Raw genomic sequence first — 21,629 nt, 5'->3', positions numbered from 1 at the left:
ATGACGTAGCATGACAAAGGTGATTTTATGGCAGCACTTAAAGAGCCTGTAAAAATGTTTATAGTTCAGTCTCTTGCATGCTTTGAAACACCTCAACAAGTGGCTGATGCTGTCATGCAAAGATTTGGTATCGAGATTGATCGTAGGCAATGTGAAAATTACGACCCAACAAAATTTGCTGGACGTAATCTAAGTAAAAAATTAAAGGACTTATTTGAACAATCTCGCAACGATTTTCGAAAAAATATTGAAGATATTGCGATTGCGAATAAAGCTTTCCGTTTACGTGAACTTCAAAACATGTATGAAGACTCCGGCAAAAATAAACGAGCCAAGCAGAATTTATTGAAGCAAGCATTCCAAGAAACTGATGGTCGTGTGACTAAACAGGAAATCACTGGTAAAGATGGCGGTCCTATTCAACAGGAAACTAAAAACCCACCCCAATACACACCAGAGCAACTTGCAGGCATGACCGCGCAAGAGCTTTCACGTTTGGCAATTAATGGCAAGTTATGACTTATGCAATTGAAGATATAGCGCCACTAATTAAAGAGTGGACGATTAACACACGTCTACCTGAAGTCGTTGAAGAGATGACAAGGCGTTATTACTACAGAATGCTGATTGAGCAAAATGAGCTAAGTAAACAGGCTGAAATATATAAATGCAGTAAAGATCCTATCCATTGGTTTAATCATTGGGTATGGACTTACGATCCGCGAGGTATGCCGTTTGGTTTACCTGCAAACATTCCTTTTGTATTGCGTCCAGGTCAGGTTGATCTTGTAAATTGGCTGCTTGAGCGCGAGAGCACACAAACACATGGTTTGATTGAAAAAAGCCGTGATGAAGGCATGAGTTATGTTGTTCTGGGTTTTTACCTGCATCGATGGCTTTTTGTCGAAGGCTTTGCAGGTGGTGTGGGTAGTCGTAAAGAAGATCTGGTTGATAAGAAAGGTGATCCAAAAACACTACTTCACAAGTTTCGTGACATGTTCTCAAAAATGCCTAATTGGATGAAGCCTAAAAGCTTTGTCGAGAAGGTTCATGACAACTACATGCGTATTATCAACCCTGATAATGGTGCAACGGTCACCGGTGAAGCAGGAGATAACATTGGTCGTGGTGGTCGTACCACAATGTACTTTCTTGATGAATGGGCATTTGTGGAAAGACAGGAAGCTGTAGATGCGGCAATCTCTCAAAACACCAACGTACACATCAAAGGTTCAACTCCAAACGGTATTGGTGATAAGTTTCACCAGGATCGTTTTAGTGGTCGCTACGCAGTATTCACCATGGCATGGCGCGACAATCCAGATAAAAACTGGACTGTTACATTCAATGGGAAATTGATTCATCCATGGTATGAGAAGCAACTCGCAACACTGGATGACATTGTTTTAGCCCAAGAAGTTGATATTGATTACGCTGCATCGGTTGAGGGTGTATTGATTCCATCAGCATGGGTGCAGGCTGCTGTTGATTCTCATCTTAAGCTAAACATTCAGCCATCAGGTGAGCGAATGGGTGCGCTTGATGTGGCAGATGAAGGCAAGGATAAAAACTCATTTGCTGAACGTCATGGCATTGTATTGCAGTATCTGGAGACATGGTCGGGCGTTGGTGACGACATCTTTGGAACCACTCAAAAAGCGATTGATCTTTGCTTAGACCATAAACTCAATATGTTTTATTACGATGCTGATGGCCTTGGTGCAGGTGTACGTGGTGATGCTCGTGTCATTAATGAGCAAAACACAACCAAAGGCATTACTGAAATCCAAGCAGATCCATTCCGTGGTTCAGGTGCTGTACATAATCCTGATCAAGAGATGGTTGAAGCACGTAAAAATATTGATTTCTTTGCAAATCTTAAAGCTCAAATGTGGTGGTCTTTACGTATCCGATTCCAAAATACATATCGTGCGATTCAAGGTATGAAGTTTGATCCAGACAATCTAATTTCATTATCCACTCAAGATGTTGATAAGCGAGAGCTTGAGCAATTAAAACGCGAGCTATCGCAACCAACTTACACCAAAAATGGTGCCGGTAAGATTTTAGTCAACAAGCAACCCGATGGTGCGCTATCTCCCAATAGAGCAGATGGCGTGATGATCTGTTTCAGCGATATTAAAGGGCCTGCACGAGTTAGACCGGGTGGGGGTGGTTCACGAACTTATTAAGGTTTTTAAAATGGCAAAATCTAAAAACAAGCAAAAAGATACTAAGCCAAAATCAGCAGGCTTAATGTCGGAAGTTGCGGTTGAAACACTTTCATTTGCAATGGGTCGTGCTGCTGACATTGATGAGGTATTGAAGCAAGCTGGTGTGTCGCGTCAACGTCTATCAGTTTTGATGGCTGATGATGAAATCTCTCAGGCCATGGAAACTCGTTTAGATGCAGTCTTAAATGCGCCGTGGCGATTTGTTGAGGATCATGGTGATCAAACTATATTTTTAAAAGAGTTGTTTACCCGTTGGCACTTCGAGATTGTAACGGGTGCATGGGATGCCTGCCCATACGGTTATTCAGTAATGGAAGCCAATTATTTTATTGATGAAAATAATCGGTTCTCGATTGCTGAAATTGGTACCAAACCTATGGAGTGGTTTGAGCCGAAAAATACAGGTGCTTTAATTTTTAGGAAGCCTCAATCTAATACCGAAATTAATGTATTTAAAACCTATCCATTAAAGTTCTTTTTAACTCGACGCAAGCCTTCTTACAAACAGCCTTATGGAGATCCATTACTTTCAAAGCTTTACTGGATTTGGTTCTTTAAAACTAATTCAACCAAGTTTTGGGTCAAGTTTTTAGAGCGTTTTGGCTCACCATTGCTGGTTGGTAAAGTTGGCGGCAATAACCGCGTTCAAGCAGATATTGATGCAATGACTAGTGCCTTGCTGAATGCTCATTCTCAATCTGTTATCTCTATTGGTTCTGAGGATGACATAAATACCGTCGGCACAAACTTCTCAGGTGCTGGCTCGTCAGCATTTGAAGCATTTGATAATGTGATGACCAAGCGAGTGCAAAAAGTCGTACTGGGGCAAACACTGACATCTGGTAATGATGGCGGCGGTGGTAGCAAAGCATTAGGCGAAGTCCATAATGAAGTGCGTTTGGATAAACGTAACTCCGATTTAAGGATGATTACACCAGTCATTCAAGACATTATTAATGCGCTCTGCCTGCTCAATGGCTTTGAAAAGCACACCATTATTTTGGGTGGTGAGCAAGATTTAAATATCAAAGTGGTTGAGCGAGATCTAAAACTTAAAACACTTGGTGTTGAGTTTAATGATCAATACATTGTTGAGACATACGGGCTTAAACCTGAGCATTTTAAAGTACGTGCCGAATCGATTACAGCAAACACTCAATTCACAGCATTACCTAAAACAGCATTCAACTTTAAGGCATCTGCCAACAAGTTATCTGCAGCACAGCAAGAAGTTGAAGAATTAACGGATGGCCAAGATGATTTACAGTTATTGGATACTGAACAGATTAAACAACTGGTTGCTGAATCAGATAGTCCTGAAGCTTTGATATTTAATTTGTCGCAATTAATACCAGGTGCAACTCAATCGCAATTCACAGCCAATTTAGATCAGGCTTTGTATGCTGCTGACGTGTTGGGGTATGCGACATCAAGTAAAGGTGAGTAGTTATGCAACCAGTCACGTTTCTTGAAGCTCTAGAATACGCTCACAACAAAAAGATCGTCTTGCCTGATGAGTTTTACTCAATGGATCTAAAGACTAGGCAGATGGCAACTACGGTTAGCTTTTTATCAAGTCTTGAGCAGATTGAAACCGTTATTAAGGCCGTGAATAAATCGATTGCGGATGGTGGCACGTTTAAAGACTTTCAAGACCTAATTGCTGAATCTGAAATCATTTTGCCAAAGCATTACCTAGACAATGTGTTTCGCACAAATATTCAAAATGCCTATGGTCATGGTCGGTGGCAACAACAGCAACGAAATAAAGCTAAACGTCCTTATTTGATGTATTCAGCTATCAATGATAGTCGTGTACGTCCAGCACATTTAGCTTTGAATCGAATTGTATTGCCGATTGATGATCCTTTTTGGCTTACACATTATCCTCCCACGGGTTTCCGTTGCCGGTGCAGTTGCATAGCATTAACTGAAAAAGAAGCATTGAAATACGGCATTACGCCAGATGACAAACTGCCAGAAGTTGCTGAAGCATTGGATTGGAGTTCTCATCCTCTGCAGTTTGGTGAGCTTGAATCACTGGTTGATAAAAAGATCGGTGCTTCATCCTTGGATAAGGAATATCTGCTCGAGCAGAAAGAGGTCATTAAGGCTGAATGGACTGCATCTAAAAAGCTGACCAGTCTATTTGCTCCAATGGACGACAAGACTCGAGATCTGTTTGATACTGTGGCCAATACTGTTATTCCACTTGATCCAAAGATCAGACCAAGTGCGATTCGAACTTTCTTGGATTATGTTCAAGGCAATGATTCAGCATTAACCGGTTACCTTAATTCAGCTACAAGCTCACTGGCTGACGATGTTTTGAAACGATGGTTAGTTGCTGACATGAAAGCGATTCAAGCTGTGGCAAGTAATACAGCTTCAACCGTGGTTGGATCCGCAACCATTCAGCAGGTCGTAGCTTATGAAGTAGGTCAAACAGTTCAACTTAATTCGCCGTTACTGATGAGTGATACAGCCTCAGATATTGTGATCAAGGTTGAGAATGCTAAAGGCTTTGGTATTGATCTGGATATGTTGAATGCGGGTAACGGTGTTTTATTTCCAATAGGTCTGTCGTTTGAAGTGGTTTCTATTGAGGCAGTTGAAGGGCAGATGGTTTATACGTTGAAAGCATTAATTAACTAAGTTTTAAAAATGAATCTAGACCACTCCATTCGGGGTGGTTTTTTTATTAAGGAAATAAAAATGCGTGTATCAGGTTTTGAAAGCATTATGCCTACTGAAGTTAAAGAAGGTGTTGAGTTACCCAAATTTATTCGCACTTTAACAGTTGAAACAGCGGAAGAAGAACAGCAGTTGCGTTTATTTTTAACAGGTGCCTTAAAGGTTGATGAAAATGGTTGTCATTCATTAGGACGTGATTTTGGTTCGAATGCCTTAGCGATAAATCCAGATGCGACAAATGGTAGTCGAGCATTAGGCGAAGTACACAATTCCTCGGAAGCCATCCTTAAGCTAGATTACCCACTAGAAGATAAGTTGAAAATCATCGATACATTGGTTTCAGCTCTTAAAAATGAGAACTCAGTGTTCTATGATCACACCAAAGAAACTGAAGAAAAATTGTTGGCATTAATTCGAAGTATTTAAAAACACAATCATTCAAGACCACCTATTAAGGTGGTTTTTTTATGGAGCATGAAAATGCCAGATCCAAATGAAAAGCAAAAAAAGGAGCAGGACAAGTTTTGCTTCCAATTAGGCCAAGTCAGTGTAGACAAGCCTGAAGATGGAAAAAAGAAACGCACCTTCTCGGGTATTGCTTACAGCGGTGAAGCAATTACTGATCATTGGTATTGGGACAAGGTTGTATTTGATCTTGATTCCATTCAAATCAAAGGTCGTATTCCTGCACTACTTGAACATCGAACCAGTCAACGTGCTGGGGCAATCAACTCTCATTCTGTTAACCATGCCGAAGGTCTAAAAATTGAGGGTAATTTACTTTCAAATGAATTTGGCACTCAAGTCGCTCAAGATTCTGATGATGATTTTCCGTGGCAAATGTCAGTTCGAATCTACCCAACCACAGTTGAAGAGGTCAAAGAGGGTTCGGTCATTGTGAATGGTCGAACATTCCAAGCGCCTGTTGCGGTTTTCCGTGGTGGGCGTATCCGTGAAGTGTCCTTTTGTGCTTTAGGTGCTGATGACAATACAAATGCAGTGGCAGCCAGTCACTCTCCAAAAAACTTTAATCAACCAGAGGACACTAACGTGACCGAATTAGAACAGGCGAATGCCCGAATCAAAGAGCTTGAGACTAAAAACTCTGAGCTTAAAACTCAAAACAAACAATTTGCTGCTGCAAAACGTGAAGCTGAAATCACTGCACTTGGTAAAGACCTCGGCAAAGAATTTAGCGCTGAAGATATCACTGAAATGAAGAATCTTGATGATTCAGCATTTGCATTCTCGGCTAAACAGTTGCGTCAATTTTCGGCTTCCAAACCACCAGAGCAACAAACACCAGGTGTAAATCCTGCATTTGCACATTTGTTTAGCCATCAAGCAACAGGTGGTCAGGGTGGTCAAGCTCCACAGGGCTCGGCTTTAGATCAAGCATTCAACCAATTTGCAGCAGCGCAGCAACAAGGAGCTAAATAATGAGCCAGGTAGTTACAGGAACTATTGAAAGTAAACAGCTAGTTGTGGGCGATGGTATTCGTACTGAGAACGCCAAAGTCAAAACAGCAACAGCTTATAAGCAAGGTGACTTACTTGTTGTCAGTGCTGCAAACGTAGCTGATCACCCAACTGTGACTGAAGGTGTGGTTGGTGATTGGAATGCAATTGCTGTGTGTGATTTCACTGTAGAGCAGTCTACTTATCATGCTGTGAATAATCTTGAAATGCCAATCTATGTACAAGGCCCTTTCGATGTGGCTTTGGTAACGGTAAAAGGAGTTGCTTTAACCAATACACAGATTGACGCCGTTCGTGCTCAAGCACTTAAAAATAAAATCGAACTTCGTAAAGTTGTGGGGAACTAAGACATGAGTCAAATTTTTACATTTCAGAATGCACCAGTTGAATTACTGGATGTGCCACAACTTGTATTGTTAACAGATACCACCCAGAAGGTTGATACTTGGTTGATGGATCGCTTCTTTCCACAACGTGTTTCATACACCAAAAAGGAAGTTCCTGTCGGTGAGTTAAATACGGCAACTCCACTTGCACCGTTTGTTACTCCGACTGCAGCTGGTCGTCAGATTAAAGTAGGTGAGTCTGGCAACGTGAAATTCGTAAAGCCTGCCTACCTAAAACCAATGATGACGGTCATGCCAAGTGAGGTACAAAATACAGCACTTATCGCACGCTTACGTCAATTTGGCGTGATTGCGACTGGTTCTAATCGTTTATCCGATGCGGATCTATTGCTGATTGATCAGGCTCAAAAGGCTCTATATCTTCGACAATCAATTGAAAACCGAAAGCTGTTGATTGCACGTGATGTATTGCTTTACGGTAAAACCACTTTTGCTTCTGCAGATTTCCCGATGTATGAAGTGGATTATGAGCGTAACCCTGCTTGCAACTTCGCGCCGTTGATCAAATGGGGTCAAGCCAACGCTACACCTGTTAAAGATATTCAATCAATGATTGACTTGTCTATCGAGCACTCAGGTACATCACCGATCATGGCTTTGACCACATCTAAGGTGTACAACACGCTGATTAAAGATCCTGAGTTTAAAGAGAAATTCATTGCACCATATGCAGGTATTAGCGTTCCACTCACTCCGACTTTCGACCAAGCCGACAAGCCTCAATTCCGTGGCACTGTCGATAATCTCGAAATTTGGACTTATGACGTGAGTCACAATATGGGCGGTGCCTCTGATCGTTTTATTCCTGAAGACTTCTTTGGTCTTGTCTCGGATGCTAATGGTTGGATCGCACACTGTGCATTGCAAAACGTTGAAGCGTTTGGTCAGGCTTTGGAATTCTATTTGGGTCAATGGCAAGAAAAGAATCCTTCAAGCATTCAAATGCTCGCTGAATCATCTCCACTTGCTGTTCCAAATAACAAAAACGGTTTAGTCGGCGGTCGCGGCTTCGTTTAAGAGGAAAACACATGTCAAAGTACATTGCAAAACAGTCCATTGGTCACTTTCGACCAGGGCAGGAAATCACAGGGCTTGAAGCTAAACAACTTCAAGCCCTTTTAGCATCTGGGGCTATTGAAGAACATCAAGAGCCGGAAGAACCTAAAGAAGATGGCACCGCTGCACGATTGGCTGAGCTTGAAAAGGCCAACACAGACCTGACCGCAACCATCAAGCTAATGACCAATGAAAAGGTCAAATCAGATCAGGTAAATGCTGAACTCAAAGCTAAGGTTGCTGAGCTTGAAAAGGCATTAACGGATTCTGAAGCTGCTTTGAAAAAAGCTACTGCAAAACCTAAGGCCGGTGATAAGCCTGTGGACGAAACCAAATAGGTGATTCATGTACGCGACTGAAGCAGATTTGGTCGCACGATTTAGTGAAGAAGAGATTAGTAATTTAAAACTTATGGTCTCTAACCCTACCTTTGTCGATGATGCAATCCAGGATGCAACAGAAGAAATTAACGGTCACATCGGTGGTCGTTATCCTTTGCCGTTGCCAAATGTGCCCAGTAATTTAAAGCGTATGGCGTGTGATATTGCACGCTATCGCCTTTACTTTCAGCAACCGACTGAAGAGATTCGAAAGCGTTATGAAGATGCAATCGCATTCTTAAAACGTGTTGCTGACAACAAAGCACATTTGCAAATTCAATTGCCTGAAACAAATGAAATCGTGGACGATCAACCGAAAAACAAGCCATCTACTGCGCCCATTGGCACTTCTTATACCGGTGGTGTATTTGGTGATGACACACTGAATAAGATGCCGACCATGTGAGGTATTTATGAGTGGTGTAGCAATTTCAATTGATGTAGATGGTGATTCACCAATTCTGACCATCCTTAAAAACCTTTCTGATTTTGAGCAACGCAAGAGTGAATTATTTGAAGACATTGGCAGCATCGTTGTTGATGGTATTCGTTCGCGCTGGGAAGGTGGAGAGGGCCTAGAGGGTAAATGGCCCTTATCGGTACGAGTAATGCGTGAGGGTGGTACTACCTTGCGAAAAAACTCAAGGTTGTTGGATTCAGTTACCTATAACGTCCTTCCGGATGGAGTGGAAATCGGAACCAATGTTGTATATGGGCCGATTCATCATTTCGGTGGTGATATCAAACATGAGGCAAGAGTGCGAAAAACATTCTTTCGTCAAAACATGCGTACTGGTGAAGTCGGCAATCGCTTTGTGAAACGCGGTCGCTCTAACTTTATGCAGGAAACAATGGGTAAGGCCTATACGGTCAAAATGCCGCGTCGACCTTGGCTTGGTATTACTGAGGATGAGGAGCAAAGCATCTTGAACTCTATTGAAGGGGTGGTATTTGATGAGTAATTTTTTTGCTGTTCGGGCAGAGATTGCAAAAAAACTGGAAGAGATTTCAGAATTTAAGAAGATCTATACCCCAATCAATATTGGAAGTACTTCGGAATTATCTCAGGTTACACCATGCGCTCATGTGAATTATCTGCGCATTAAAAAAGTGGACGAGGCGGGCAGAGGTGCTATGAATGCACTGAAGCAAGAGTGGGATATCACCATTGTTGAGCGTCATGCTGCATCACAATTGTCGGATGGTTCAAAAGCAATCGATAAGGCTGGTGAGTTAGTTGCCAAGGTTATTCCACTTTTAAGTGGTTGGCGACCAGAGTCAAGTACTCGGCCATTATCACTGGTACGGATCAGTGAAGATTTTTCATCAACTTGCGTCTATATCACGATGGTATTCGAATCATCATTATTCATTTAGGAGCCAATAATGGCGAAACAATACAAGGCAACTCAGCCGGTCGGTCGCTTTAAGAAAGGCGATGTAGTCGGTGGGCTGAGTGATGCTCAAATTAAAAAATTACTGGCAGATGGCACAATTCAGGAAGTGCCTGAAGCTAAAACTGCTGCACCAACCAAGAAAACCACAGGGGATGAAAAGTAATGGCTAAAGAATATATTTCATTGCAGGGTAAATTCTATTTATCCAAGCTAACCAATGGTATTGCCGGTGCTATGCGCCATCTGGGTAACGTTCCTGACTTTGAGCTTGAAATCGGTGCGGATGTTATTGAGCATCAGGAGTCGACATCAGGTAATCGCACTACTGACTTCACGATGGTAAATACCACATCTGTAAATTTCTCTGGAACACTTGAAGAAGTGGATAAAGAGAATTTAGAGTACATTGTTTCCGGTACAAATACAGAAGTCACAAGTGACACGGTTGCTGATGAATCTCTAGGGACTGTGGTTGCTGGTGATGAAATCCAGTTGAACGGATACAACTTGTCACAGGTTTCTTTTAAAGACTCCACCAGCAGCACACCAAAAACACTTACTGCTGATCAGTACACAGTAGATTCAAAGTTTGGCACTGTGATTTTCCATGATGTAGCTGATCTAACGATGCCAGTTCTAGCCACCTATACTACAGGTGCTGTAACTCATACCACTCTGGCGAATAACTTTAATGAAGAATATGAGCTGTTCTTCAAGGGGGTAAATACAGCAAATGGTAAGCATATGGCTGTGCGCTTATGGCGTACCAAAAAGTCACCAGAGACCACTTTCCCTCTGATTCATGAAGAACTGGGTCAGTATGAAATTTCTGGTCAGGCTTTGTCTGATGTAGGTAAAGAAACAGATCCAACGCTTGGCTTGTATGGTCACATTGTTTCGATTCCAGCAGCTGTATAAATCAAAGCAGGCACAAAGAACTCCACAGGATGCATTAAGCATCTTTTTTTGTGCCTGTTTTTAGATGACTTTGAATTGTATTAACTAGTTTCTACAACCCAAAGTCATTTACCACCCTATTGACAGAAAAGTATATTTTTAAAGCGAAGCCGGCCTAACAAGTCGGCTTTTTTAATGCCTGCAATTTGGGCAAACCGCTGGCTAGGTTGATCCCCGAAAGGAAGATGGTCGTTTCGACTATTCATTGCATCTTCTTGCCAGTGTTTCTTTTTTAATGAGTAGTCGGAGCATATCAATGAATGCAATCGTAAAAATTGAAAACCAAACCCCATTTATTGAAGTTGAATTAAATGGAAAGGTGCAGCTTGGAGTAAACGCCCGCGACTTACACAAGATGCTTGAAGTGAAGGCGGAATTCTCTCACTGGATTAAGCGTCGAATTAAGCAGTGTAAATTTGAAGAAAATTATGACTACACCCTTGTCGTCAAAAAAGACGAGCAGGTATCGGGTGCAAAATATTTAAATGAATACATTATCTCGGTAGATATGACTAAGCACCTTGGGATGATGGAGCGCAATGAAAAAGGTCATGAGATTCGCAAATACTATATTGAACAAGAAGAATTAGCGCGTCAGCTTAAAGATGGTCTTCAGTCGCGAATCGGACATATATCAGCACAAGTCGAAATGATTACTCAATCACTTTCTGAGGCAGGTCGATTCCTGTCTGTAAATGGAAAGCAAACCAAACCAGCGCTACTAAAAGAACTGGATGAGCTAATGAAAGAAGCTCAGCCAGAATTAAAACTAGAGGGTGGAATTTGAAATACCATCATTTTTTATTTCCGCATTCCAAATGGCGAATTCTAGATTTTAAATCCAGTAATCATCTTGGTCGCATTTGAAAAGTGACCAAGAACCAACGCCACCTTCGGGAGGTTTTTTAATACTTGAAAAAAATACATTTTCAGCTATAAATAAATCTAATACTTTAAAGGATTGAGAGTTGTATTGTGAACGAGTTTAAAGAAGGTGATGTGGTTTTCCTAAAGTCAGGTGGTCCAGCTATGACTATCACAGAGCTAAGTGATGATCGGGCTTCTTTCTGTGAGTGGTTTGATAAACATCATGCTTTTCATAGCAAATCCTTCATAAATACAGCGCTAATAAAAGATAATCCAAACCCCAGTAAAAAATCTGCAGCAGTATAAACAAAAGCACCTTAGGGTGCTTTTTTAATACCTGAAATTTATATTTGAGATTCCATCATGAATGATTTTTTCTTAGCCACAAACCGAAGTATTAAGGTTTCTGTATTAAATATCGATATCGAAGTTCGTCAGATACAAATGAAAGAATTTGATATTTGGGCAACACATGCTGAAGTAATTAAAAACTTCATCAAAGATAGAAATCATTCAGATGAGATTTTGACTGAGTTGTTTAAGGTTCATGGCGTGCAAGTCATTTCAACAATTGCATGCGTAACCGATCTGGACAATGAATCACTCTTTAAACTTGCTGTTGATGAGCAGGGGTTTAAGGATTTGCTTAAAGCGGTACTCTTGGTCAATCAAGCCTACTTCAAATATGAAAAGCCAAAGCGTGGTTCCAATAAACAAAACACAGAATCAACATGGTTCGACTCATTTCAGTACTTAGTCAGTGCTGGTCATCGTCATCAAGACATTATGAGTATGACCTATGGTGCATTTGAGCAATACCTAAAGTCAGCGCAAAAAGATCATAAAAATAAGCTGCAGTATTTATCGAGTGTGATTCGCTCAGCTCACCACGCCAATGCCAAAGAGTTTAAAAAGTTCTTTGAGGAATTGAAGGAATAAGATACAGGTGACTTTTACCAAATGATTAGATATTCTCTTTGAAAACGGGGATATAAATTTATGAAAAAAGTTATTTTAGCGATGCTATTGGCAGTATGTTCATCTGCTTATGCCGTTAGTGTGGATTCAGTTCGGGGTAGTACAGGTTTTGTAGAGCGTGGCAATTCATACGGTAAAATGATTGATGTTTTGGGTAGTCCAGATTCTTCTTATAAACACATTATCCATGATCGTGATGGCTGGCCACACAAAGCAATCACTTATTCTTATTCACTCAATAATGTACGTTATGAAATAACAGTAGTTGATGGTGCTGTTTATAGCATTAACTGGGAGCGATGATTGTGGGTGTGAAGATATGCAGGTCATGCAAAAAACCCATGAAAGCTACCGATACGCATTGTAGAACTTGTGGCGCTGAGTACAAAAATAGCCCAGTGCTTTTGATTGTAATATTGCTTATTGTTTTTGGCGCAGGTTATTTTGCTTGGGGTAAATATAAGGAGAATGAAGCCAAACAACTTGCTGTAGCTCAAGCGGAAAAGGATAAGAAAATTAGTCAGGCTAAAGCAGAGCTATTAAGTGTGGGCGTAAATTCGGAAGATGCACAAAAAGTAGCTGAAGCAAAAGTAGATAATATAACCATCACGAATCCGCAACACATAAAGTCTTTCAATGACATTTTTGCTGAATGGCAAGATGCAGAAAAAGTTGCAGGTTCGACAAGCCGAATAGCATTAGCTCAACCAGTATCAAAACTTCAGGAAATCAAAAGAAAGCTTGCAGCCTCATCTTATGCTGGATGTATGGAAACAACTCGGATTTTGTATGTCACTGCAATGAATACGCAGATAGAAGCTTATTTAGAATTCATGAAGGGATCGGATGCTGAAGCAGCCGCACAGTTAAAGTTTATTGATTATTATAAGCAAGCTGAGCAGGCAAATAAAGAATATGTAAGATGCAAGCCAACACAACATACAAGCAATGGTGCGGAGTAATTTATAAGTGAAAAAATTATTTTTTATTTTTACTACCTTGATTTCTTTTGGTGTATCAGCTGGAGAAATTTATACCTGTACAATAAATGGCAAAACCATATATCAAGGAAAGCCGTGTCCTGGAAGTAAAGCACTTACTGAGAAAGTAAGCCAAGCTAAAGCCAACGAGCAAGCCAAAGAATTAGCCAAGTATCGTTATGAGGTTGAGATGCGTGAAATGAGTTTGCGCAAAGAACCCAGTATTGGGATGACCACAAATCAAGTTGGAAAATCAACTTGGGGGTATCCTAAAAGTTATTCCGAAACACAAAGTTTAAATGGTTTGTCTGAGTTCTGGCATTATGAGTCGGGAAGAATGATTTATTTTAAGAATGGTAAGGTTGTCTCAATAACTAAATAGTCAATCTTTTGGTACTTTCATAGAGCTAGAAACAAGCCGGAATAAGCGAAAGACTCTAATCACAAAATAAACCATAGACCACCTTAGGATGGTTTTTTAATTCCAAATTCCAACCACCGAAAGGTGGTTTTTTTATGCCTAAAATTTAGAGGTCAGCATGTCTGGAAAAAACTTAACATTTAAATTGGTGCTGGATGCTGACAACAAGGGGTTGGTAAGCACTGCAAAAAATTCTGAAACAGTGATGAAGGCTGTTTTTGACTCAATCAGAAGTGAATCAGACAAGTTAAAACAGGCCACTGAATCAGCCTCTAAAGAAATTGGCAATATCGTTCCTAAAGGTACAAGTGAATTAGCAGACAAGCTTACTCAATCACTTACCAGTGCTACAGGCATTATTAAAGATGCCGGTGACAATGCTAAATCTACAGCGGGAAATTTTACTGATTTCGGGAATAAGGCTGAAAAGGCTTTAAGCCAACTTAAAACAGATTTAACTCAGGCTAAACAAAAACTTCAGGAGTTCTCAGCAACCAATGCGTCGCCTGCAGATATTGAAAAAGCCAAGGTGCAAGTTGATCAATTAGAAAAAGAAGTTCAACAAGCGGATCAAGCATTTAATAATTTTCAGGGCGAAGTAGGTCGAGCAAATACCAGCTTAAAAAATACTGATACAGCAGCACAAACAGCGCAAAAAGGGCTTAATGGTGCGAAGTTTGCTGTGACCGCACTCGTTGGTGCAATGGGGGCACTTGGTGTTGGGCTGGGTATCCGTGAATTAGCCCAAGCAGCAGACTCATACACAAATCTTTCAGCACGAATCAATATTGCCACTAAAGATGGGGGTAACTTCAAATCTGCAATGGCCGGTGTTCATCAAATTGCATTGATGACCAACTCAAGTCTTGATGCTACCGGTGATCTGTTCTCAAGGCTGAATGCTGTCGGTAAAGACATGGGGATGACACAACAGAACTCCTTAGATTTAACCAAAACCATTAACCAAGCCATACAAACAAGTGGTGCATCAGCACAAGCTAGTGAAGCATTTACAGCCCAATTTATCCAGAGCATGCAGCAAGGCACCCTACGTGGAGAAGAATACAACTCCATGATGGAAAACGGCTACGGCGTTGCTGAAGCACTAGCGCGTGGTTTAGGAGTAACCACTGGCGAACTTAAGAAGATGGCTGACAACGGCGAACTAGGTGCAGAGCGTGTCTATAAAGCCTTATTAAGTCAAAAAGATGCTGTTCAACAAACCTTTGATCAATTTCCTACTACCATCAGCAATGCACTGCAAAAGATTTCAACATCATGGCAAATTCTTATTGGAGAGATGGATCAGGCCAATGGATCAAGTGCAACGGTAGCAAATGCCCTATCAGTCATTGCGGATAATTTAGGGATTCTAAAATTATTCTTTGATGATGTAGCTGCGGGAGTTGGTTGGTTCCAAGATAAGTTATCTGAGATTGATCCCTCTACAATTGAATCCATCCAAAGCACTTTATCGGCTGTATACGATACGATTAAAACGGTCATATCGAGCCTAGCTGGAATGGCAGAAACTGGTTGGAGTGCCTTCTCATCTGTATTAGATGCTATTGCACCACTATTTAACGCAATCTTAAATGGCAAAGAGGAAGTAAGCGGGATAACTACATTATTTAATGTTTTTAAAATCGCTCTAGGTGTAGTTTCAGACGCAGCTACAGGTCTAAATATTGCGCTTAAGTTACTTCTTGCTGGCATTCAATTTATTTCAGGTGGTATTCACGCACTTAGCGCTTCGGTTCTTGATTTCTTCGGTTTTGATGATCTTGCTGCACAAGCGCAAAATGCATCTGATGCGTTATTCAGACAGGCTGAAAAGAATGCATCTGAGGCAAATCGGTTGGCACTTGAGAGCAAGTCAGCGACACGAGAAGCAATCCGAGAAATCCGTCAGACTGAAGAAGAAGCAAACCAAGAGCGCATAGCTGATAGCCAAAAAACCCTAGATGAACTCAAAGCCAAAGAGGAAAAGCATAAGGCTGACTACAAAGCGATAAGTGACGAGCGTATTCAATTAGAGCAACAGCTATTCGATGCACGTAAAACTGGCAACCAAGCCTCTATTGATTTAGCCACAAAGGGTTTAGCTGAGCTTGACGCTAAGGAAAAGGCCTATCAGGCTGAAAGTCAGAAAATCACCGATGCCAAAATTCAAGCTGCACAGACTGTTGCAAATGCAATGATTCAGTCGGCTGATGCTGCTGGCATGGCACAGCTAAAGGTTTTGAATGCCCAACTGGCGGCTCAGGGATTACAGGCTGAGTTTGATAGCACTGGAAAAGTGGTTGTTAAGGCTATGCAAGAGGCTGTTGTAGCCACTGAAGGTCAAAGCAATGCAACAGATAAGGCTCGTAAAGCCGCGGCTGCCCTCGGGATAGATTTAGATGTTTCTTTAAATAGGGTTTCAGAGAAATTTAAAGCAGGTGAAACCAATGTTAATAGTTTTGTTGCTGGCTTAGAGGGCTTGGGGGTTACGGGCAAGCAGGCGGGTGAAGTAACTTATGAAGCTTGGCAAAAGTGGACTGAAGAGGCTAAAAGCCAAGCCGAAATTGATCTAGCAAAGAAGGGATTGGTTGAGTTCGGTAATCAAGGTGTCTTTTCTGCCAAACAGGTTGAAATGGGGATGCGCTATCTTGATGAAGTGAATGGCAAGCTACCTAAAAATATTTCTGAGGTTGAAAAAGCTTACAGACTGCTTGGCATAACATCTCGTGAAGAAGCCGGGAAAATGGCTGATGCACAAATGAAAGCGTTCAATGTGATGCAAAATAGTGGGACAGCATCTGCTGAGCAAATCAAACAAGCATTAATTAACATGGCGGATAAAATTTATGCTTCTGGGGATGCAGTTAAAATTGCTTTGTATGAGTCGAAATTAGGAGCGAGTGGTTTAGCTACACAGGTAGATGAAACTGGCAAAAAGTCAGTTAAGGCTATGTCTGATATTGAGCAGTCGATTCATCGTACTCGCAGTGCTACAGACGGTGCAAAAGATGGCTTTAGAAGTCTTGGTCAGGTGGCACGTGAAGAAGCCCAAAGCGTTAAATCGGAATGGGAGCAGGCAATTGATGCAGCTCAAGCTTCAACCGATAAGTTTAGGGCTGAAATGAAACGCCAAGGCGAATCATTAAGCAAAGGGATTTATGATTACGACTCATACAGTAAGGCTGATGTTTTATCGCAGCTTAAAAGTAAGGGCTATAGCGATAAAGAGGCAGAGAAATTGGCAGGTTCAATCTGGTCTGAAGCAATGTCAGCAGATCGTGCTGCTAAAGAGCAAGGATTGGGCAAGGATGGAAGTTTAGCAGTCAAAGCACTAATTAATGCTGAGTACAATAATGCAGCCTCTAAAGGCTTAACCACTCAGCACGGTACAAACAAAATTAATGAGCTGATGCGTCAAATGACTGCCAGTAATCTTGTGTCGACAGGCCCTTCAACCAAGCCTGTAGATGTGAATAGCCTTGCTCCTAATGTGAGTATGCCTATTGCAAGCCCAGCCACAACCAATGCATCCAAAGACGTTAATTACAACATTAGCTTTGGTGGTCAAACACTCTCATTGTCAGGATCAGCAGAACAAGAATCTGCAATGAATCAACTGATCAAACAACTTAAAACACAGGCGAAATCAACATGAAGCTCGTTCGCTTAGCAACATCAGAAACCGTCCCATTAGAGGACGGTTTTTTATGGCCTGATGAATTTTCATGGAAAGCCATTGAACAGAATCAAGCCTACGCCATGGATGGTACTTTGCAGATTCAGGAAGGCAAAAAGAAGTCTGGACGGCCTATCACTTTGCAACCGGCTGATACAGGCATGGGTTGGATCAAGCTGCGTGAATTACGAACTGTTTTGGAGTGGTCTAAGTTGCAGGATGAGAATTTCAAATTGCAGTTTGAGCAGCCTCATGACAACCGTCAGTTCACCGTCAAATTTAATCACCAGGATGGGGCTTTAGAAGCTGATCCAGTGAAAGGAATTCCAGCGGTATCACTGGATGATTATTACAACGTGACCTTGCGCTTTACGGAGTTAAACGATGGCGATTGAAACCAAAGATTTAGTGATTTACAAGTCTGAACGCTTGACTGATAACTCGGATGGCGGTGGTAAATATTCTGGTGTGGTGGTGCAGGATGGCATTAGTAACAACCTGTTTAATGATGTGTCAGAAATGGATCGAACCATGGGTGATGTATCCATGCGCAAGGTCTTTCCTGCCGTCACGACTGAAGACACTGACCTCTTGATGGGCGCAACGGTCTTTCTATCTGAACTACCAGAAGATCCAAACGTGTCAGCACTGCTTTTCAGTACCAAGAACTGGACCGATGAACGCCAGTCTGCCCAGAACCGGGTCGAGAATTATTCAGCTAAGGGTGGTCAGATTGCCGGCACGCCGCTCGATACGCACTGGAAAGGCATGTCATCACTGCAGGTGGCTATGTTCCCGCAAGAGGTTGAATCATCCGTTGGGGATACGATTGTCCTAATTAGTGATGAAGGCAAAGCTTTGGAGCGTGAACAGTATGTTCGCATCACAAAAGTTGAGACTCGCACTGCCATTATGGTAGTGGATGGCAAAAACGTGGAATACAAGATTGCCACTTACTCATTAAATGATGCTTTGGGAATTGATTTTGTTGGTTTGTCTGCTCGTCAATGGTATTCAGGCGGCACATCAAAAACTATCATCCGCGACACCATTGTTGCTGATACTGGCCTGTACTACTCATCTACCGCGTTGGCTTCTGATGCGGGTGTGGGTGAGTTTACCGTCAATGCCAAAAGTATCTTTGCCCAGCTGATTCCATCGGCCCAGACTGAAACACCCATCATTGATGTGAACGCTGCCGGTGAAAGTATGGTACTGGTTTCTGGCAACATAGGCACTATTACAGCCAATTATCCCAATATGGTCATCGGGGTTAGTCAAAACCTCTACATTGGCTCTGCAGTGATTCCGTCAAGTATGTCATTCACTTTGCAGGGCCAGCAGATTACCGATCAGGGCGGCTTGCTTAAAAATACCCAAGGCACTCAAGTTGGAACGATTGATTACCAGCGTGGCCTGATCCAATGGACTTCCGCAGTTCCAGCCGGAACCATGAGCTTAAATATCACATTCAAGCCAGCAGCTGCACCAAATCAGTATTACCAAAGTCATGCTATTCCGGTGACTCAGAATAACCAAGGTACAAACTGGACAGGGGTTTTGATTCCGATTCCAGCACCTGGTGCTTTATCGATTTCATATATGTCACAAGGCAAATTTTATGAGCTTAAAGACGATGGTTCAGGTCAGTTGAAAGCTGCTAGCCCTTCGTTTGGTTCCGGCATGATTAATTATGAAACTGGTTCATGGCTGTTGACCACTGGTGCGCTTCCTGATGTAGACACACCAATTTTGTTGAACTGGGGCACACCGATTGCAACTTATCAGCGAGCCAATTTACCTGTACTGCCTGCGAAGTTTGATTTCAATCTTGTGCAAGAGGCTATTCTAGCCGGTAGTGTGACAGTGACTTGGGTATTGGAGGGTGTGACAAAAACAGCAACTTCAAATAATGCGGGTAAATTTACTGGTGATGCAACAGGCTTTATTAATTTTGCATTAGGTAAAGGTGCTTTGATTCCAAATCAGTTACCGCAAAAAGGTACTGTATTTAATTTTAGCTATCAGTTTGGTGATGCAAAAATTCAGGATGTGCCAGCAGCTATTCCAAATGCAAGTCAGCAACTCGCATTTACCGTTGGTACTGGTGCAGCACTGCAACCCAACTCGGTCATGATTGAGGTTCCACTCACATCGGCATTAGGTGACACGATTACGCTTGTTGTTACAGACAATGGTTCTGGCTCACTTATTGATGCTTTTGGTCAGGTGCAAGGGACAGTCAACTATTCGACTGGCGCGGTAAGTATGACTCCGGTTGTTTTAACTTCATCTTTCTATGAAAAGACACCTGAGACTTTTAGTCTCTCCAGCTCAACCCAAAGTGGCTCGAGTTCATCACTACCAACGGCTACAGCAACCACTAGCTATAAGCCACAGTCAAACCCCTGGGCAAATTATGTTGCAGGTTAAGTGAGGAAATATGACAATTTATCAATCACAGCCAAGTAGTGTTGCTCTTGGAAATACAACATACAAAGCTTTTTCTGAAACGACAGGAATTAAAGCGCATTACCGCGATGCTTCCGGCAGTACATCTGGCACAAAATCCATAACAAGTGGTGACTTAAAGCTTGATCTCACCTATGGCTTTAGCGAGCAGATTTTATCTGGATCGGTACGCTTTAAACTAGGTGACAGCACTTTTATTGATCGTGACGGTTTGATTTATCGCGACATCAACCCAAGTAACGGCAGTGGTATTCAATCGGGTGTGATTCGCTTGGGTACTGGTGAAATTGAGTTGAGCTCATGGACACCAGGGCAAACCAACTCATTAACACTGGAGTCCTTGATTACCACAACCGATCTACCGCCAATCAATAAGATCAGCTTTAGAACACCAATCATTCCGGTTCGCCCACAGTCGATGACTATTATCGTGACATCGCTTGAATACGGTCAACTCACACTGACTGCGGATGAAAATGGCGTAATTGAAACTAGCCGGGCGCATGGTCAGGTGAATTGGGACAATGGCTTTGTCAGTATTTATTTCTATACCAAAACCAAAATAACCGAAGCAAATAGAGCTGAGATTGAAGCGAACGATTGGTATGATCCATTGCTTGAATATCAGGAAGGGGTGGACATCTATATCAATATTCCAGTTTGGGTCGATGCTTCATCAGTACGCTATAACGCAGTGGCTTATACTTATATTCCGCTAGATTCTGAAATTTTAGGTTTGTCAGCAACACGTTTACCGATTGATGGTCGGGTGCCAATTTTCCGCACAGGCGGTATTGGTATTGTCAGCTCAAGCAAGGTGCAAGAGTTGCCAAGTGCGATTGCGGGCACTACCTACAACATGAATGATCAGCGCATTTCATGGGCAGAACTGGAAGATGCTAACGGAACGAAAGTAGCTTTCGATTTATACACAGTTGATTATGACTACGGCCGTGTGACGCTTGGTGGTGATTTTGTGCTGGGTAATCTGGTTGCACCACTAAAAGTGAAATACCGCTATCAGGATATGGGCTTAATCCGTGATGTACAGATTAATGGTCAGCTAACATTTACCAAGCCTCTAACCCATAACTATGATGCGGTGGATACCATTGTCGGATCTGCTTTGGTCATTGGGGATATGCAGGCACGCTATACACGAAAGTTTGTGCAAGGTTCATGGAGTGGTACTTGGGCGGATGAGCCTGTAGGTGCAACAATTCCAGCTAATTACAACGATGCTTTGTATCCGATCCAAGTCACCAATAAGGGTGCTATTCAGGAACGCTGGTATATCCAGTTTACCAGCGCAACAGATTTTCGTTGTATTGGCGAATACTCCGGTCAGATTGGCATAGGCACAACAAATGCAGATTATGCCCCAATCAATCCTGTCACTGGTGTGCCGTACTTCATCATAAAGAAAGAAGGTTGGGGTGCCGGATGGGCCAATGGCAATGTGCTGCGCTTCAATACAATCGCTTCAAACTTCCCGGTCTGGGTGATTCGCACCGTGAAGCAATCCGAGCCTACTGTTATTTCAGATCAATTCCAGATCATGCTACGCGGTGATATTGACCGTGTGTTGTAAAAAATCAAACACAGATATGACCGCTATATGCGGTCTT

23 protein-coding genes and 1 pseudogene are annotated in these 21,629 nt (G+C 42.0%); all 24 read left to right on the top strand.

Going from position 1 to position 21,629, the window contains the following annotated elements; genetic code table 11:
* Window positions 1–27: 27 nt before the first annotated feature.
* The 24 genes and pseudogenes from E0409_RS06510 to E0409_RS06400 all read left to right on the top strand — a co-directional run bounded on the left by E0409_RS06510 (window position 28) and on the right by E0409_RS06400 (window position 21,592).
* On the top strand, window positions 28–519 hold the full coding sequence (locus E0409_RS06510) for a DUF2280 domain-containing protein (protein WP_131288984.1): 492 nt from the start codon (window positions 28–30) through the stop codon (window positions 517–519).
* Window positions 516–2,192 carry a terminase large subunit gene (locus E0409_RS06505; RefSeq protein WP_131288982.1) on the top strand — a complete coding sequence of 559 codons (1,677 nt, stop codon included), beginning with the start codon at window positions 516–518 and terminating at the stop codon, window positions 2,190–2,192. Before E0409_RS06510 ends, E0409_RS06505 begins: the two co-directional genes overlap by 4 nt.
* 10 nt (window positions 2,193–2,202) lie before the next feature.
* Window positions 2,203–3,681 (top strand): phage portal protein family protein, encoded by a 1,479-nt coding sequence (locus tag E0409_RS06500; RefSeq protein ID WP_131288980.1) that lies wholly within the window; start codon window positions 2,203–2,205, stop codon window positions 3,679–3,681.
* A gap of 2 nt (window positions 3,682–3,683) precedes the next feature.
* On the top strand, window positions 3,684–4,889 hold the full coding sequence (locus E0409_RS06495; RefSeq protein ID WP_131288978.1) for a phage head morphogenesis protein: 1,206 nt from the start codon (window positions 3,684–3,686) through the stop codon (window positions 4,887–4,889).
* A gap of 60 nt (window positions 4,890–4,949) precedes the next feature.
* Window positions 4,950–5,354, top strand: a complete 405-nt coding sequence (locus E0409_RS06490; RefSeq protein WP_131288976.1) for a hypothetical protein — start codon at window positions 4,950–4,952, stop codon at window positions 5,352–5,354.
* Window positions 5,355–5,408: 54 nt separating this feature from the next.
* Window positions 5,409–6,368: a hypothetical protein gene (locus E0409_RS06485; protein ID WP_131288974.1), complete on the top strand. Its 960-nt coding sequence runs from the start codon at window positions 5,409–5,411 to the stop codon at window positions 6,366–6,368.
* Complete coding sequence (locus tag E0409_RS06480) at window positions 6,368–6,754, top strand: hypothetical protein (protein ID WP_131288972.1); 387 nt, start codon at window positions 6,368–6,370, stop codon at window positions 6,752–6,754. The genes E0409_RS06485 and E0409_RS06480 overlap by 1 nt, the downstream gene beginning before the upstream one ends.
* 3 nt (window positions 6,755–6,757) lie before the next feature.
* Window positions 6,758–7,831: a major capsid protein gene (locus E0409_RS06475; protein ID WP_131288970.1), complete on the top strand. Its 1,074-nt coding sequence runs from the start codon at window positions 6,758–6,760 to the stop codon at window positions 7,829–7,831.
* A gap of 11 nt (window positions 7,832–7,842) precedes the next feature.
* Window positions 7,843–8,208, top strand: a complete 366-nt coding sequence (locus tag E0409_RS06470; protein WP_131288969.1) for a hypothetical protein — start codon at window positions 7,843–7,845, stop codon at window positions 8,206–8,208.
* Window positions 8,209–8,215: 7 nt separating this feature from the next.
* A complete protein-coding gene (locus tag E0409_RS06465) occupies window positions 8,216–8,656 on the top strand; it encodes a gp436 family protein (protein WP_131288967.1) in 441 nt (146 codons plus the stop codon).
* Between the two features lie 7 nt (window positions 8,657–8,663).
* Window positions 8,664–9,212 carry a phage virion morphogenesis protein gene (locus tag E0409_RS06460; protein ID WP_131288965.1) on the top strand — a complete coding sequence of 183 codons (549 nt, stop codon included), beginning with the start codon at window positions 8,664–8,666 and terminating at the stop codon, window positions 9,210–9,212.
* Window positions 9,205–9,627, top strand: coding sequence for a phage tail terminator protein (locus E0409_RS06455; RefSeq protein WP_131288963.1), 423 nt, complete (start codon window positions 9,205–9,207; stop codon window positions 9,625–9,627). The genes E0409_RS06460 and E0409_RS06455 overlap by 8 nt, the downstream gene beginning before the upstream one ends.
* A gap of 9 nt (window positions 9,628–9,636) precedes the next feature.
* Window positions 9,637–9,810 carry a hypothetical protein gene (locus tag E0409_RS16470; RefSeq protein WP_165541305.1) on the top strand — a complete coding sequence of 58 codons (174 nt, stop codon included), beginning with the start codon at window positions 9,637–9,639 and terminating at the stop codon, window positions 9,808–9,810.
* The gene (locus E0409_RS06450; RefSeq protein ID WP_131288961.1) at window positions 9,810–10,565 is read left to right on the top strand and encodes a phage tail tube protein; all 756 of its coding nucleotides are present in this window, start codon (window positions 9,810–9,812) and stop codon (window positions 10,563–10,565) included. Before E0409_RS16470 ends, E0409_RS06450 begins: the two co-directional genes overlap by 1 nt.
* A 295-nt stretch (window positions 10,566–10,860) precedes the next feature.
* Window positions 10,861–11,391 carry an antA/AntB antirepressor family protein gene (locus tag E0409_RS06445; protein WP_131288959.1) on the top strand — a complete coding sequence of 177 codons (531 nt, stop codon included), beginning with the start codon at window positions 10,861–10,863 and terminating at the stop codon, window positions 11,389–11,391.
* Window positions 11,392–11,579: 188 nt separating this feature from the next.
* Window positions 11,580–11,777, top strand: coding sequence for a YodC family protein (locus tag E0409_RS06440; protein WP_131288958.1), 198 nt, complete (start codon window positions 11,580–11,582; stop codon window positions 11,775–11,777).
* Between the two features lie 57 nt (window positions 11,778–11,834).
* Window positions 11,835–12,410: a hypothetical protein gene (locus E0409_RS06435; protein ID WP_131288956.1), complete on the top strand. Its 576-nt coding sequence runs from the start codon at window positions 11,835–11,837 to the stop codon at window positions 12,408–12,410.
* A gap of 60 nt (window positions 12,411–12,470) precedes the next feature.
* Window positions 12,471–12,752 carry a hypothetical protein gene (locus tag E0409_RS06430; RefSeq protein WP_131288954.1) on the top strand — a complete coding sequence of 94 codons (282 nt, stop codon included), beginning with the start codon at window positions 12,471–12,473 and terminating at the stop codon, window positions 12,750–12,752.
* Between the two features lie 38 nt (window positions 12,753–12,790).
* Window positions 12,791–13,411, top strand: coding sequence for a hypothetical protein (locus E0409_RS06425; RefSeq protein WP_131288952.1), 621 nt, complete (start codon window positions 12,791–12,793; stop codon window positions 13,409–13,411).
* A gap of 7 nt (window positions 13,412–13,418) precedes the next feature.
* A complete protein-coding gene (locus E0409_RS06420) occupies window positions 13,419–13,811 on the top strand; it encodes a DUF4124 domain-containing protein (RefSeq protein ID WP_131288950.1) in 393 nt (130 codons plus the stop codon).
* Window positions 13,812–13,968: 157 nt separating this feature from the next.
* Entirely contained in the window at window positions 13,969–17,508 is a 3,540-nt protein-coding gene (locus E0409_RS06415) for a tape measure protein (protein WP_131288948.1), read from the top strand.
* On the top strand, window positions 17,505–17,924 hold the full coding sequence (locus tag E0409_RS06410; protein WP_131288946.1) for a hypothetical protein: 420 nt from the start codon (window positions 17,505–17,507) through the stop codon (window positions 17,922–17,924). Before E0409_RS06415 ends, E0409_RS06410 begins: the two co-directional genes overlap by 4 nt.
* Window positions 17,914–19,833, top strand: a pseudogene (locus E0409_RS06405) (hypothetical protein); the annotation flags it as partial. The gene E0409_RS06410 and the pseudogene E0409_RS06405, both read left to right, overlap by 11 nt.
* A gap of 139 nt (window positions 19,834–19,972) precedes the next feature.
* On the top strand, window positions 19,973–21,592 hold the full coding sequence (locus tag E0409_RS06400; protein ID WP_131288944.1) for a hypothetical protein: 1,620 nt from the start codon (window positions 19,973–19,975) through the stop codon (window positions 21,590–21,592).
* Window positions 21,593–21,629: the final 37 nt, after the last annotated feature.

It is taken from the genome of Acinetobacter sp. ANC 4862 (genome assembly GCF_004336635.1).
Lineage (GTDB): Bacteria > Pseudomonadota > Gammaproteobacteria > Pseudomonadales > Moraxellaceae > Acinetobacter.
This window is presented reverse-complemented; position numbering and strand designations above follow the sequence as displayed.

Bases quoted from the DNA above. Each gene is read 5' to 3' on its own strand.
- E0409_RS06510 (WP_131288984.1), top strand. From the start codon at position 28: ATGGCAGCACTTAAAGAGCCTGTAAAAATGTTTATAGTTCAGTCTCTT.
- E0409_RS06505 (WP_131288982.1), top strand. From the start codon at position 516: ATGACTTATGCAATTGAAGATATAGCGCCACTAATTAAAGAGTGGACG.
- E0409_RS06500 (WP_131288980.1), top strand. From the start codon at position 2,203: ATGGCAAAATCTAAAAACAAGCAAAAAGATACTAAGCCAAAATCAGCA.
- E0409_RS06495 (WP_131288978.1), top strand. From the start codon at position 3,684: ATGCAACCAGTCACGTTTCTTGAAGCTCTAGAATACGCTCACAACAAA.
- E0409_RS06490 (WP_131288976.1), top strand. From the start codon at position 4,950: ATGCGTGTATCAGGTTTTGAAAGCATTATGCCTACTGAAGTTAAAGAA.
- E0409_RS06485 (WP_131288974.1), top strand. From the start codon at position 5,409: ATGCCAGATCCAAATGAAAAGCAAAAAAAGGAGCAGGACAAGTTTTGC.
- E0409_RS06480 (WP_131288972.1), top strand. From the start codon at position 6,368: ATGAGCCAGGTAGTTACAGGAACTATTGAAAGTAAACAGCTAGTTGTG.
- E0409_RS06475 (WP_131288970.1), top strand. From the start codon at position 6,758: ATGAGTCAAATTTTTACATTTCAGAATGCACCAGTTGAATTACTGGAT.
- E0409_RS06470 (WP_131288969.1), top strand. From the start codon at position 7,843: ATGTCAAAGTACATTGCAAAACAGTCCATTGGTCACTTTCGACCAGGG.
- E0409_RS06465 (WP_131288967.1), top strand. From the start codon at position 8,216: ATGTACGCGACTGAAGCAGATTTGGTCGCACGATTTAGTGAAGAAGAG.
- E0409_RS06460 (WP_131288965.1), top strand. From the start codon at position 8,664: ATGAGTGGTGTAGCAATTTCAATTGATGTAGATGGTGATTCACCAATT.
- E0409_RS06455 (WP_131288963.1), top strand. From the start codon at position 9,205: ATGAGTAATTTTTTTGCTGTTCGGGCAGAGATTGCAAAAAAACTGGAA.
- E0409_RS16470 (WP_165541305.1), top strand. From the start codon at position 9,637: ATGGCGAAACAATACAAGGCAACTCAGCCGGTCGGTCGCTTTAAGAAA.
- E0409_RS06450 (WP_131288961.1), top strand. From the start codon at position 9,810: ATGGCTAAAGAATATATTTCATTGCAGGGTAAATTCTATTTATCCAAG.
- E0409_RS06445 (WP_131288959.1), top strand. From the start codon at position 10,861: ATGAATGCAATCGTAAAAATTGAAAACCAAACCCCATTTATTGAAGTT.
- E0409_RS06435 (WP_131288956.1), top strand. From the start codon at position 11,835: ATGAATGATTTTTTCTTAGCCACAAACCGAAGTATTAAGGTTTCTGTA.
- E0409_RS06430 (WP_131288954.1), top strand. From the start codon at position 12,471: ATGAAAAAAGTTATTTTAGCGATGCTATTGGCAGTATGTTCATCTGCT.
- E0409_RS06425 (WP_131288952.1), top strand. From the start codon at position 12,791: ATGAAAGCTACCGATACGCATTGTAGAACTTGTGGCGCTGAGTACAAA.
- E0409_RS06415 (WP_131288948.1), top strand. From the start codon at position 13,969: ATGTCTGGAAAAAACTTAACATTTAAATTGGTGCTGGATGCTGACAAC.
- E0409_RS06410 (WP_131288946.1), top strand. From the start codon at position 17,505: ATGAAGCTCGTTCGCTTAGCAACATCAGAAACCGTCCCATTAGAGGAC.
- E0409_RS06400 (WP_131288944.1), top strand. From the start codon at position 19,973: ATGACAATTTATCAATCACAGCCAAGTAGTGTTGCTCTTGGAAATACA.